This window comes from Agrobacterium sp. 16-172Ci (assembly GCF_053522725.1).
In genome coordinates this window covers 1-12,783 of the sequence record NZ_JBNWBW010000012.1, presented here as the reverse complement: position 1 = coordinate 12,783, position 12,783 = coordinate 1, and the positions used below count along the sequence as shown (strand labels likewise).

Here is a 12,783-nt window from a genome sequence, read left to right as displayed (position 1 = left end):
GATGCCATGACCGATCTCATAGACCTCAACACGCTCGAAATCCTGGCGCTTTACCGGGAGAGGAAGCTTTCGCCATCGGAATATTGGCAGGCGGTGGAGGCGCGTATCGATGCCTTCGAACCGGTGGTGAACGCGCTTTACGCCTACGATCCGGAAGATGCACGCAGGCAAGCGCTGGCCTCGACGCAACGTTGGCAAAAAGGCGAAACGCTCGGGGCCCTCGATGGCATTCCGGTTTCGCTGAAGGAATTGATCGCCACGAAAGGCCATCCGGTGCCGCTCGGCACCAAAGCGGTGGAACTGGTGCCCGCGGTAGAGGACGCGCCGGTGGCCGCCCGCTGCCGGGAGGATGGCGCGATTATTTACGCCAAGACGACGTGCCCGGATTACGGCATGCTTTCCTCCGGTCTTTCCAGTTTCCACAAGCTCAGCCGCAATCCGTGGGACCCCACCCAGAACCCCGGCGGCTCCAGCGCCGGTGCGGCCTCGGCCGGGGCTGCGGGTTACGGCACGCTGCATATCGGCACGGATATTGGCGGCTCGGTGCGGCTGCCGGCGGGGTGGACCGGGCTCTTCGGATTCAAGCCAAGCCAGGGCCGCATCCCGGTCGATCCCTATTATACCGGCCGCTGCGCCGGACCGATGACCCGCACCGTTGCCGACGCCGCCTATGCCATGGCGACGCTTTCCCGTCCCGACTGGCGCGACGGCACGGCGCTGCCGCCCAACGATATCGACTGGATGGACCTCGATATTAATGTGAAGGGCCTGAAAATCGGCCTGATGCTGGATGCCGGCTGCGGCCTGCCGCTGGACGAAGAGGTGCGCGACGCCGTGCTCTCCGCCGCGAAACTGTTCGAGGCTGCGGGCGCCATCGTCATCCCGGTCGAGCCGTTGCTGACTCGGGAAATGCTGGACGGGCTGGACGATTTCTGGCGGGCGAAGTTCTGGGGCGACATGGCGGCGCTGAGCGCGGACCGTCGCGCCGCGATCCTTCCCTATATTCATGAATGGGCGCAGAAGGGGGCGGATGTTTCCGGCGCGCGCGCCGTTTTCGGTTTCAACCAGACCATGGAAATGCGTAAGGCTTGCGGGCGGTTGATGCAGTCTGTTGATGCGGTGATTTCACCCGTCAATCCCATCGTGTCCTATCCGGCCGACTGGGCCTCGCCCACCAATGATCCCGAACTCCCCTTCGAGCATATCGCCTTCACGGTGCCGTGGAACATGTCGGAACAGCCGGCCTCCTCGATCAATTGCGGCTTCTCCAGATCGGGAATGCCCATCGGCTTGCAGATCGTCGGGCCGCGTTACGAGGATTTGTTCGTGCTGAAGCTTTCAAAAGCCTTCGAGAATTGGGGCGGCGGTGTGAGACGCTGGCCGCAGCCGCCGCAGGCCCGCTGATCCACCTTTATCGGCCCTGTAGTATTGCCATAATACCCGCATCTCGATCCTGCCTGTTAGGGTGCCCAAAGGCATTCGAAAACGGGAGGAGCAGACATGCCGAAGAAGATTTTGATGATCGCCGGCGATTTCGCCGAGGATTATGAGACCATGGTGCCGTTCCAGACGCTGCTCGCGGTTGGCCACACGGTGCATGCCGTCTGCCCCGGCAAGAAGGCGGGCCAGACCATTGCCACGGCCATCCATGATTTCGAGGGCGACCAGACCTATTCGGAAAAACGCGGCCATAATTTCGCGCTCAACGCCACCTTCGCCGATATCAAGGTGGCGGATTACGATGCGCTGGTCATTCCCGGCGGCCGCGCGCCGGAATATCTGCGGCTCAATGCGGATGTGCTTTCGGCGGTAAAACATTTCTTCGATGCCGACAAGCCGGTGGCCGCCGTCTGCCATGGCGCGCAATTGCTCGCCGCTGCGGGCGTCTTGAAGGGCCGTACCTGCTCGGCCTATCCCGCCTGCCGCCCCGAAGTGGAACTGGCGGGCGGCACCTATGCCGATATCGCCATCGATGCGGCCGTTACCGACGGCAAGCTGGTAACAGCGCCAGCATGGCCGGCGCACCCGGCGTGGCTTTCGCAATTCATGGCCATGCTCGGCAAATGAGACCGGCGAAACGGGGCTTTTTCCGGCCCCGTTCTCCGCCTATCTTTCAGGCGTGGTGAGGGAGGAAACCATGTGCAAGCTTTTCATCAAGGCAGACCCGGCGCTTTGGGAGAGCCATACGCGGTCGCTCAGGATCGATGGCATGGTCACCAGTGTCAGGCTTGAAAACTTCTTCTGGTCGACGCTGGACGAGATCGCGCGGCGTGACGGCATGAACAGCGTGCAGCTCATCGCCAAGCTTTATAATGAATCGATCAATGCCGGGCACGATCTGGGCAATTTCACCTCGTTCCTTCGGGTCTGCTGCGGGCGTTATCTGGCGCTTCAGCTTTCCGGCGATATTCCGGCGCGCAGCGATATTCCGATTGCGGCGCTGGATGCGGACAGCATTCTCGATGCGGAGAAGGTGAATTATCACTAGGGCACGTTCGTTTTTTATGTGCCGGGGCATCCCCTCAACCTCATTCCTGTGCTCGTCACAGGAATCCAGCCGACGCGCGTCTGCGCGGCGGGGAGAGTTCTTTCAGCCCAAGGACTTGGGTTGGCTGGATCCCTGTGACAAGCACAGGGATGAGGGAAGGGGAGCGCTCAACTCTTCAGCGCTCTTGGATCGAGCGCATCGCGCACCGCATCACCGATGTAGTTGACACTCAGAACCGTGAGCGAAATCGCCAGCCCCGGCCACAGCACGCGCGAGGGCGTCAGTTGCAGGAAGTTGGCGCCATCGAACAGCAGCCGTCCCCAGGTCGGGAAATCGGAGGGGAAGCCGAGGCCGAGGAAGGACAGCGCGGATTCCGTGATGATGGCGGCGGCAATGCCGAGCGTGGCCGAGACCATGATCGAGCTCAGCACATTCGGCAATATATGCCTGAGGATGATGCGGTATTCGCGCATGCCGCTCGATTTCGCCGCCATGATGAATTCCTGGCTTTTGATCGTCAGCACATCGCCGCGCACGATACGGGCCGTATGCATCCAGCTGGTTATCCCGATCACGAAGACGATGAGGATGAAGATGCCGGTTTCCGGCCCGAAGGCGGCGCGCAGCGTATCGCGAAACAGCATCAGGATGACGAGCAGCAGCGGCAAGAGCGGCAGCGCCAGGAACAGGTCGGTCAGCCGCATCAGCGGGCCGTCGAGCCTGCGGAAATAGCCGGACAGCACGCCCACCAGCGTTCCGAGAAACAGCGCCAGCAGCATGGCGGTGATGCCGACGGCAAGCGAAATGCGCCCGCCGGCCAGAACCTGCGCCAGCATGTCCTTGCCAAGATTATCGGTGCCGAAAGGATGCGCAAGCGACGGCCACTGGTTGCGCGCCTTCACATTGATGGCGTTGGGTGCAACGGTGTGGATATAGGGGCCGACATAGACCGCCAGCAGGATGAAGACGAAGACGATGAGGCCCGCCACGCCGCCCTTGTGAACGCGGAACTGTTTCCAGATATCGGCAAGGGCAGATTGCGTGGGGGTGGCCGCAACCGTCGGCGCTGCGATGGTGGCGTCAGTCATAGCGGATCCTCGGGTCGAGAATGCCGTACAGCACGTCGGCAATCAGGTTGAAGAGCACGATAAGCACCGCGAAAATGAAGGTCAGCGTCTGTACAAGCGGAATATCCGCGCCCTGAACGGCGGTGATCAGCAATTGGCCAAGCCCGTTCACGCGGAAGATTTGCTCGGTGATGATGGCGCCGGAAAAGATCGTCGGCACGCCGAGCGCAATCACGGTCACGACCGGGATTAGGCTGTTGCGCAGCACGTGGATGAGCAGGACGGATTTTTCCTTCACGCCCTTGGCGCGCGCGGTGCGCACATAATCCTGGTGCAGATTGTCGAGCATCGAGGCGCGCACGAAGCGGCTGATCTGCGAGACATTGTAGAGCGTCAGCACCAGTACCGGCAGGAACATCTGCTTCACCTGCGCCACGAAACTTCCCCAGTCGGTCACCTGAAGGTTGGTGTCGTAAACGGAAGGGAACCATTGCAGGTAAGAGCTGAAGATGACGACCAGCAGCACGCCGGTAAAGAAGGTCGGCACCGAATAACCGACCATCGAAACAAAGGTGCCGATCTGGTCGAAGATCGAATATTGCTTATAGGCGGAGATGACGCCGATCGGGATCGCCAGCAGCGCGCCGAAGAGATAGGCGAGGCCCACCACCCACAGCGTCTGCGGCATGCGCTGAATGACGAGATCGACCACCGGGCTGCGTGTCGCCCAGGAAAGCACCCGCATGCGGCTGCCATCGCCGATCTGCCAGCCGGTCAGCCTTTCAATGAGGTTCAGCGGTTCGTTGATGAAGAATTGCTGCAGCCACATCAGGTAGCGGATGAAGAAGGGCTGGTCGAGGCCAAGCGAGGCGCGGATTTGCTCGCGCACTTCCGGCGGGATGGTGAGCGGCAGGTCGCCGGTCGGGTCGTTCGGCGCAAGATCGAGCAGCGCGAAGATGACGAAGCTGATGACAAGCAGCGTCGGTACGGCAAAGGTAAGCCGCCGGAGCGTAAAGGTAAACATCTGAAACTCTCCAGACCCAGAGCGCGACAGGACGAAAATTGGGAGCGTTTTCGCCTTAACGCGGCAAATGTGTCTTCAGATCATGGTCCAGGGGCATGCAGAAGGCCGGCCTCTCCTGGGGGAGAAGCCGGCGCATCCGCGTGTTACTTCTTGCGGGACCAGTCCGCGACGTTCCAGAGTTCCGAATCCCAGGCATTCATGCGAACGCCTTCCAGCGTCAGCGAATGCGAGGAAACGCTGCCGCGGTGGATGAGCGGAATATGCGCGCCTTCCTCCGTCAGCATGTCGTTCAGCTGCTTGGAAATTTCCGCGCGCTTGGCAAGCTCGGCGGTCTTGGAGAGTTCACCCACCAGCTTGTCGAATTCCGGGTTGCAATAACGCGGAATATTCTGGCCCTGCCAGCCGTTTTCCGGGGCCGGAATCTTGTCGCACAGCCATTCCGCCAGATATTTTTCCGGGTCCGTGCCGTCGAAATTGTTGGTGTACATTTCGACGTCGGCATAAAATTTCTGGAAGGTATCCGGGCTTGCCGGGTCGCCGCCGAAGAAGACCGAGGCGCTGACATTGCGCAGTTCGGAGGCAACGCCAATTTGCGACCACATGTCCTTCACCAGTTCCTGCGTGGCCTGGCGAACCGAGTTGGTGGAGGTCTGGTAGAGGAAGGAGAGCTTCACGCCATCCTTGGCGCGGATGCCATCGGCGCCCTTCACCCAGCCGGCATCGTCGAGCAGCTTGTTTGCGCCTTCCACATCCTGCTTCAGGCACCAGCTGTCATTCTTGGTGGAAGCGACGGCTTCCGGCGCCGGCACGATGTTGCAGGTCGGCTTGCCCGCTTCGCCATAACCCGCTTCGTCGATGACATCGCGGTCGATGGCAAGCGACAATGCACGGCGCACGGCCGGATCGGAAAGGGCAGGGTGCGGGCCGGCCTGCTTGGTGGAGCGCTTGTCGCCCAGCGAAGGATCGGCATTGTACCAGTTGAGATTGATACGCTCGACCTGGGTGCCGAAGGCTGTCTCAAGCTTGCCTTTACCTGCGGCTACCATGGTGGCGAGGATTTCCGGCTCCACCTGCATGTTCCAGGCATAGTCGAATTCGCCGGTTTCCAGCACGGCGCGTGCGGCGGAGGCGGCATCACCGCCGCCCTTCAGGGTCGCCGTCGCGAAGGCGGGCTTGGCGGGGTCGCGGTAATTGGTGTTGGCGACGAAGCTGATCACGTCATTCGGCTTGAAATCCTTGACCACGAAGGGGCCGGTGCCGATGGGGCCGAAATTGGCGGATGTGCAGCCGGGCGCGGCAGCGCCGACGCATTTTTCAAACTGCTTCTTCTGGATGACCGGCGACTGTGCGCCGACGAATGCGGAATAGGGGTAAGGTTTCGGTTCGGTGAAGCTGACCTTGACGGTGTGGGCGTCGACGGCCTCGACATTCTTCACGCCCTCATATTGCGCCGCCTGCGCGCAGCCGCCATCCGGTGCGGTGCAATATTTCCAGGTGAAAATAACGTCCTCGGCGGTGAACGGCGTGCCATCCGACCACTTCACGTCGCTTTTCAGCTTCCAGGTCATGCTGAGCAAATCCTTCGCGACGCCGCCATTGTCGATCGTCGGAATTTCGGTGACCAGCATCGGCACCAGCTCGCCCTTTTCGTCGTAGCGCGCCAGCGGCTCAATCACCATGGACGAGCTGTAGACTTCCTTCGTGCCACCGGAAAGATAAGGATTAAGTGTCGATACTGCTTGCCAGAACAGGATTTTCAGTTCGCCGTCACTGCCACGCTCGGCATGGGCGGCAGAGCCTGCCAGGGCCATGGCCGCCACCGTGCTGGCAAAGAGAACGCTGCGCTTCTTCATTGTCGTTTTCCCCTTTTTGGATTTTATCTGTTTGAATGTTTGACGCTTTTCCCGTCGTCATGTGCAAGGTCTGTTATTCTAAGTATTTGACTTTGCTAAGGAATATTCCTCCATTCCCGATGATGCTATTGTCAGTTTTTTTGAAAAGCAAGTCCCAATGTTCCTTTGATGAACAAAAATTGAGCCATTCAGTTTTGGGCCTATTTTTCGCTCATGCAGCAAATTTCATGCTTGCAAAACGAGAAATTCCAAACGCAATATGGCGTCCGACAACCCGGCGGGGAACAAAAAAAGGGAAAAAGAGAATGCCGATATTGAACCGTGTGGCTGAAATGCAGGAAGAAGTTGCCGGCTGGAGGCGCCATCTGCATGAACACCCGGAACTGCTCTACGATGTCTTCGAAACATCGAAATTTGTGGCCGAAAAACTGAAATCCTTCGGCTGCGACGTCGTCGAGACCGGCATCGGCAAGACCGGCGTAGTCGGCATCATCAAGGGCCGTCACGGGGATGGCCCGACCATCGGTTTCCGCTCCGACATGGACGCGCTGCCGATCCTCGAGACAAGCGGCAAGCCCTGGGCTTCGAAGACGCCGGGCAAGGCCCATTCCTGCGGTCATGACGGGCACACCGCCATGCTTTTGGGTGCGGCGCAATATCTGGCCGAGACCCGCAATTTCAAGGGCTCCGTGGCGGTGATCTTCCAGCCGGCGGAAGAGGGCGGCGCTGGCGCGCTCGCCATGCTGAACGACGGCATGATGGAGAAATTCGGCATTTCGCAGGTCTATGGCATGCATAATGAGCCGGGCATTCCGGTCGGCAATTTCGCCATCCGCAAGGGATCGACTATGGCGGCTGCGGATAGTTTCGAAATCGTCATCACCGGCAAGGGCAGCCATGCGGCCGCCCCACATCTTTCCATCGATCCTGTGCTGACCTCGGCGCATATCATCATCGCCCTGCAATCCATCGTCTCGCGCGAAACGGATCCGCTGAAATCGCTGGTCGTCACCGTCGCCACCACCCATGGCGGCACGGCCGTCAATGTCATTCCCGGTGCGGTGACGCTGACGGGAACGGTGCGCACGCTGCTGCCGGAAACCCGCGATTTCGCCGAAAAGCGCCTGAAGGAAGTGGCGACCGCCACCGCCATGGCGCATGGCGCCACCGTGGAGGTGAATTATCATCGCGGTTATCCCGTCACCTTCAACCACAGTGACGAGACCGAATTCGCGACCGGCGTGGCGATGGGCGTGGCCGGTGCGAACGCCGTCAACACCAATCCGAACCCGCATATGGGGGCGGAGGATTTCTCCTACATGCTGGAAGCACGCCCCGGCGCCTTCATCTTCATCGGCAATGGCGATACCGCCGGGCTGCACAATGCGGCCTATGATTTCAACGACGATGCGCTGCCTTACGGCATCAGCTACTGGGTTTCGATGGCCGAAACCGCACTTGCTGCGTAAGACATCCGGCGGCCTTCGTGGCCGCCTTTTGCTTTTCAGGAGATCGGCATGCTTTTGGCGGCAACGTCCATGGAACAGACCGGCGGTTCGGTAAGCCCGGTTTTATCGGTTCAAAATCTCACCACATCCTTCCGCGTCGATGGCGGCTGGAAATCCGTGGTCCGCAATATGAGTTTCGAGATCGCGCCGCGCGAAACGGTGGCGATCGTCGGCGAAAGCGGCTCCGGCAAGAGCGTTACCTCGCTCTCCATCATGCGGCTGCTCGATAAAAAGACGAGCCGCATCGAAGGCAAGGTCATGCTCGGCGGGCGCGACCTGCTGGCGCTGCCGGAAGAGGAGATGCGCAAGGTTCGCGGCAAGGACATTTCGATGATCTTCCAGGAGCCGATGACCAGCCTTAACCCGATCTTCCCGATCGGCAAGCAGATCGCCGAGGCGCTGACCGTGCATCAGGATATTTCCTCATCCGCTGCGCGCGCCGAGGTCATCCGCCTGCTTGAGAAGGTCCGTATTCCCAATGCGAAGAACCGTTTCGATGATTACCCGCACCAGTTTTCCGGCGGCATGCGCCAGCGCGTGATGATCGCCATGGCGCTTGCCTCCAAACCGAAGCTGTTGATCGCCGACGAGCCGACAACGGCGCTCGATGTGACCATTCAGGGCCAGATTCTCGACCTCATCAAGACGTTGCAGGAAGAGGAGGGCATGTCGGTCCTGTTCATCACCCATGATATGGGCGTGGTGGCGGAAGTCTCGGACCGCACCATCGTCATGTTCCGCGGCGATGTGGTGGAAACCGGCACCACCGACGACATCTTCCATCGTGGCCGCCATCCTTATACGCGGGCGCTGCTTTCGGCGGTGCCGAAGCTCGGCTCAATGAAGGAGAGGGTGCTGCCGGCCCGTTTCCCGATCATCGATATCAAGACCGGCGAAAGCCAGCCCGTCGCGGAGGTGAAGGATACGGTCTCCGGCGGCCGCACGCCCATTCTTTCCGTCAAGGACCTCACCACCCGTTTCGATATCCGCACTGGCCTTTTCGGCCGCAAATCCGGCGCCGTGCATGCGGTGGAAAAGGTCTCCTTCGATCTCGCCGAGGGCGAAACCCTGTCTCTCGTGGGTGAATCGGGCTGCGGCAAGTCCACCACGGGCCGCTCCATCACCCGGCTGATCGAGCCGACATCCGGCAATGTCATGCTTGACGGTTACGAGGTGCTGAAGCTCGACAAGACGACGCTGCGCACCATGCGCCGCAGCGTGCAGATGATCTTCCAGGATCCCTTCGCCTCGCTCGATCCGCGCATGAGCATCGGCACGGCGATCATGGAGCCCTTTATCGAGCATCGCCTTGGAACCAAGCAGCAGGCTCGCGAAAAGGCGGCCGATCTTCTGGAAAAGGTGGGCCTCAGCCCGGATATGATGCGGCGTTTCCCGCACGAATTTTCCGGCGGACAGCGCCAGCGTATCGCCATTGCCCGCTCGCTGATGCTCGATCCGAAGGTTATCGTCGCCGATGAGGCGGTGTCTGCGCTAGATGTGTCCATCAAGGCGCAGGTCTGCAACCTGCTGCTCGACCTGCAACAGAGCCTCAACCTCGCTTTCCTGTTTATCAGCCATGACATGGCGGTGGTGGAGCGCGTCAGCCATCGTGTGGCGGTGATGTATCTCGGCGAGATCGTCGAAATCGGGCCGCGCGCGGCGGTTTTCGACAATCCGCAACATCCCTATACGAAAAAGCTGATGTCCGCCGTTCCGGTGCCGGACCCGGCGCGGCGGCAGATCCGGCGCAACATGGCGACCGACGAGATCAAAAGCCCGATTCGGCCGGTGGATTATGTGCCGCCGCAGCGCCATTACCGCGAGGTTTCCGCCGGGCATCTGGTGCAGGAAGCAGCGTGAATGAGGGTATGGGCGGAGAGCTGGTAAGGAACCGAGCGGTCGCCGCGCATTTCTTCTCCCCGTGGGGGAGAAGGTCGCGGCAGCGGGATGAGGGGGCAAGTTCTCCGTATATCGCTAACGTTGCCCCCTCATCCGACCCTTCGGGCCACCTTCTCCCCGGCGGGGAGAAGAAATTTGCCGCACCGCCACGCCAGATGATTTTAGGCCCGCCGCACGCCCTCTTCCGAATCCCCCGTTTGACAGCCGACGCAAAAAAATGCCAGCAAATGCGCAAGCATAATTCTTAAAGGGCGGCGGCATGGCCAGACGAAACGACGCACATGGACGGCTGGACGATGCGGCCCGTGCCGGCTGGCTTTATTATGTCGCTGGGCGCACGCAGGATGAGATCGCCGCCGCCATGGGCATTTCCCGGCAATCGGCGCAGCGGTTGGTATCGCTTGCCGTCGCCGAGCGGTTGATCAAGGTGCGGCTCGATCACCCTATCGCCGCCTGTCTCGAAAAAGCCGAACGGCTGAAAGAGAAATTCGACCTGAAATATATCGAGGTGGTGCCGAGCGATCCGGCCGGCGTCTCCTCCACGGTCGGCATCGCCGAGGCCGGGGCGGCGGAAATCGAGCGCTGGCTGAAAAATGCCGATCCCATCGTGCTCGCCATCGGCACCGGCCGTACCTTGAAGGCCGCCGTCGACCAGCTGCCCCCGATGGAATGCCCCCAGCATCGCATCGTGTCGCTGACGGGCAATATCGGGCCGGATGGCTCGGCCGCCTATTATAACGTCATCTTCAGCATGGCCGATGCTATCAAGGCACGGCATTTCCCAATGCCGCTGCCGGTTCTATGTTCTTCTGCGGAAGAGCGCGAATTGTTGCACGACCAGTCCATGGTGCGCTCCACGCTGGCGCTGGGTTCTGCGGCCAATGTCACCTTCGTCGGTGTCGGCGAACTTGGCGAAAACGCACCGCTCTGCGTCGATGGTTTCCTCGGCGTGGATGAGATGAAGGCGCTGATGGCAAGCGGTGCCGTCGGCGAGATTTGCGGCTGGATGTATGATGCCAATGGCCGCATTCTCGAGCATTCCGTCAACGAGCGCGTCGCCTCCGTTCCCATCCCTTCAAGAGAGACCTGCACCGTCATCGGCATGGCGCAGGGCGCACGCAAGAACGCCTCGATTCTGGCGGCGCTGAGGGGCGGTCTGCTGAACGGCCTCATCACCGATGAAGTCACAAGCGAATATTTGCTCACGCACTGAGCAAAAATTAAACACATAAAATCAATGGCTTGGTTTTTCCATGTGCGTCGCAGCACAGGATGTCGCTTGACTTTTTTGCTGATGAGGTGAGTAAATGCCCTAGAGCAAAGCGAATGCTCATCATTTTTCTTCTGGGAGGAAGATATGACATTGAAGACCATTTTGCTGGGCGCATGCTCGGCACTCGCCTTTTCGACCCTTGCTTCCGCCGAGACGCTGACCATCGCGACCGTGAACAACGGCGATATGATCCGCATGCAGGGTCTGACCTCAGACTTCACCACCAAGAACCCCGACATCAAGGTCGAGTGGGTGACACTTGAAGAAAACGTCCTGCGTGAGCGCGTGACGACCGATATCGCCACCAATGGCGGCCAATACGACATCATGACCATCGGCAATTACGAAGTGCCGATCTGGGCCAAGCAGGGCTGGCTGCTGCCGCTCGAGAAGCTCGGCGACAAATATGACGTCGACGATCTGCTGCCGGCGATCCGCGGCGGCCTCTCCAGCGAAGGCAAGCTTTACGCCGCGCCCTTCTATGGCGAATCCGCCATGATCATGTATCGCAAGGACCTGTTCGAAAAAGCCGGCCTGAAGATGCCCGATAACCCGACCTGGGAATTCATCGGCGACGCCGCCCGCAAGATTACCGACCGCAAGGCCGATATCAACGGCATCTGCCTGCGCGGCAAGGCCGGCTGGGGCGAAAACATGGCCTTCATCAGCGCGCTCACCAACTCCTTCGGCGGCCGCTGGTTCGATGAAAACTGGAAGCCGCAGTTCGATCAGCCGGAATGGAAGAGCTCCCTGCAGTTCTACGTCGATCTGATGAAAGATGCCGGCCCTTCCGGTGCATCCTCGAACGGCTTCAACGAAAACCTGACGCTGTTCCAGCAGGGCAAGTGCGGCATGTGGATCGACGCTACGGTCGCTGCTTCCTTCGTCTCCAACCCGAAGGATTCCACCGTTGCCGACAAGGTCGGTTATGCCATCTTCCCGACGCATGGCGAGCTGAAGAACCACGGCAACTGGCTGTGGTCCTGGAACCTCGCGATCCCGAAGAGCTCGCAGAAGGCGGAAGCGGCCGAGAAGTTCATCTCCTGGGCAACCAGCAAGGAATATACCGAGCTTGTCGCTTCCAAGGAAGGCTGGGCAAACGTGCCTCCGGGCACCCGCACCTCGCTTTACAAGAATGCCGAGTATGAAAAGGCCGCCGCCTTCGCCAAGCCGACGCTTGCCGCAATGGATGCCGCTGACATCACCAAGCCGACCGTAAAGCCCGTGCCTTACACCGGCGGTCAGTTCGTGGCGATCCCTGAATTCCAGGCGCTCGGCACCACGGTCGGTCAGCTGTTCTCGGGGGTCGTTGCCGGTCAGTCCAGCGTTGACGATGCGCTTGCGGGCGCCCAGTCGACCGCGACGCGTGAAATGACCCGCGCCGGCTACATCAAGTAATCCTCCCGAAGATCGCTGCCCGGCGCCAATGCCGGGCAGCGAACCTTGGGGACGGCAAGCCGCCGGTCTGTATGGTGGCGTTTAAGCCTTTCAAATCAAAACAAGAATGAGCCGGTTCTTCCGGATATGCCGGGCGCATGTCGTGACGCCCAGGCCCAAGGGGAGGTGAGTGCAATGGCAACCCGAAACACGAGCGGATTAGCGCGGGTCATGCTTGCGCCATCGGTGCTGTTGTTGCTGGTGTGGATGATCGTGCCTCTGGCGATGACGCTG

General features: G+C 60.4%; 10 protein-coding genes and 1 pseudogene. 8 read left to right on the top strand and 3 right to left on the bottom strand.

The window, feature by feature from the left end:
* Window positions 1-6 precede the first annotated feature (6 nt).
* From ACQZ40_RS12805 to ACQZ40_RS12795, 3 genes are all read left to right on the top strand, one after another.
* Complete coding sequence (locus tag ACQZ40_RS12805; protein WP_448748074.1) at window positions 7-1,404, top strand: amidase; 1,398 nt, start codon at window positions 7-9, stop codon at window positions 1,402-1,404.
* Window positions 1,405-1,500: 96 nt separating this feature from the next.
* Window positions 1,501-2,067: a DJ-1/PfpI family protein gene (locus ACQZ40_RS12800; protein WP_448748073.1), complete on the top strand. Its 567-nt coding sequence runs from the start codon at window positions 1,501-1,503 to the stop codon at window positions 2,065-2,067.
* A 70-nt stretch (window positions 2,068-2,137) separates the two neighbouring features.
* A complete protein-coding gene (locus ACQZ40_RS12795) occupies window positions 2,138-2,488 on the top strand; it encodes a ribbon-helix-helix domain-containing protein (protein ID WP_448748072.1) in 351 nt (116 codons plus the stop codon).
* A 167-nt stretch (window positions 2,489-2,655) separates the two neighbouring features.
* On the opposite strand, the gene ACQZ40_RS12790 is transcribed toward ACQZ40_RS12795, so the two are convergent.
* From ACQZ40_RS12790 to ACQZ40_RS12780, 3 genes are all read right to left on the bottom strand, one after another.
* A complete protein-coding gene (locus ACQZ40_RS12790; protein WP_078053234.1) occupies window positions 2,656-3,576 on the bottom strand; it encodes an ABC transporter permease in 921 nt (306 codons plus the stop codon).
* Window positions 3,569-4,579 carry an ABC transporter permease gene (locus ACQZ40_RS12785; protein WP_142845231.1) on the bottom strand — a complete coding sequence of 337 codons (1,011 nt, stop codon included), beginning with the start codon at window positions 4,577-4,579 and terminating at the stop codon, window positions 3,569-3,571. The genes ACQZ40_RS12790 and ACQZ40_RS12785 overlap by 8 nt, the downstream gene beginning before the upstream one ends.
* 143 nt (window positions 4,580-4,722) lie before the next feature.
* On the bottom strand, window positions 4,723-6,432 hold the full coding sequence (locus ACQZ40_RS12780; protein ID WP_142845230.1) for a peptide ABC transporter substrate-binding protein: 1,710 nt from the start codon (window positions 6,430-6,432) through the stop codon (window positions 4,723-4,725).
* Window positions 6,433-6,737: 305 nt separating this feature from the next.
* Between ACQZ40_RS12780 and ACQZ40_RS12775 the strand changes: the two genes are divergently transcribed.
* The 5 genes and pseudogenes from ACQZ40_RS12775 to ACQZ40_RS12755 all read left to right on the top strand — a co-directional run.
* On the top strand, window positions 6,738-7,901 hold the full coding sequence (locus tag ACQZ40_RS12775; protein WP_125146488.1) for a M20 aminoacylase family protein: 1,164 nt from the start codon (window positions 6,738-6,740) through the stop codon (window positions 7,899-7,901).
* A gap of 48 nt (window positions 7,902-7,949) precedes the next feature.
* Window positions 7,950-9,800 (top strand): ABC transporter ATP-binding protein, encoded by a 1,851-nt coding sequence (locus ACQZ40_RS12770; protein WP_065655299.1) that lies wholly within the window; start codon window positions 7,950-7,952, stop codon window positions 9,798-9,800.
* A gap of 298 nt (window positions 9,801-10,098) precedes the next feature.
* Window positions 10,099-11,052, top strand: coding sequence for a sugar-binding transcriptional regulator (locus ACQZ40_RS12765; RefSeq protein ID WP_003524928.1), 954 nt, complete (start codon window positions 10,099-10,101; stop codon window positions 11,050-11,052).
* A gap of 144 nt (window positions 11,053-11,196) precedes the next feature.
* Window positions 11,197-12,510, top strand: coding sequence for an ABC transporter substrate-binding protein (locus ACQZ40_RS12760; protein ID WP_448748071.1), 1,314 nt, complete (start codon window positions 11,197-11,199; stop codon window positions 12,508-12,510).
* Between the two features lie 174 nt (window positions 12,511-12,684).
* Window positions 12,685-12,783 (top strand): annotated as a pseudogene (locus ACQZ40_RS12755) (sugar ABC transporter permease); the annotation flags it as partial.

What these genes read in the sequence shown, in the direction of transcription:
- ACQZ40_RS12780 (WP_142845230.1), bottom strand. Translation starts at nt 6,432, where the DNA reads ATGAAGAAGCGCAGCGTTCTCTTTGCCAGCACGGTGGCGGCCATGGCC.
- ACQZ40_RS12760 (WP_448748071.1), top strand. Translation starts at nt 11,197, where the DNA reads ATGACATTGAAGACCATTTTGCTGGGCGCATGCTCGGCACTCGCCTTT.
- ACQZ40_RS12795 (WP_448748072.1), top strand. Translation starts at nt 2,138, where the DNA reads ATGTGCAAGCTTTTCATCAAGGCAGACCCGGCGCTTTGGGAGAGCCAT.
- ACQZ40_RS12800 (WP_448748073.1), top strand. Translation starts at nt 1,501, where the DNA reads ATGCCGAAGAAGATTTTGATGATCGCCGGCGATTTCGCCGAGGATTAT.
- ACQZ40_RS12805 (WP_448748074.1), top strand. Translation starts at nt 7, where the DNA reads ATGACCGATCTCATAGACCTCAACACGCTCGAAATCCTGGCGCTTTAC.
- ACQZ40_RS12775 (WP_125146488.1), top strand. Translation starts at nt 6,738, where the DNA reads ATGCCGATATTGAACCGTGTGGCTGAAATGCAGGAAGAAGTTGCCGGC.
- ACQZ40_RS12770 (WP_065655299.1), top strand. Translation starts at nt 7,950, where the DNA reads ATGCTTTTGGCGGCAACGTCCATGGAACAGACCGGCGGTTCGGTAAGC.
- ACQZ40_RS12765 (WP_003524928.1), top strand. Translation starts at nt 10,099, where the DNA reads ATGGCCAGACGAAACGACGCACATGGACGGCTGGACGATGCGGCCCGT.
- ACQZ40_RS12785 (WP_142845231.1), bottom strand. Translation starts at nt 4,579, where the DNA reads ATGTTTACCTTTACGCTCCGGCGGCTTACCTTTGCCGTACCGACGCTG.
- ACQZ40_RS12790 (WP_078053234.1), bottom strand. Translation starts at nt 3,576, where the DNA reads ATGACTGACGCCACCATCGCAGCGCCGACGGTTGCGGCCACCCCCACG.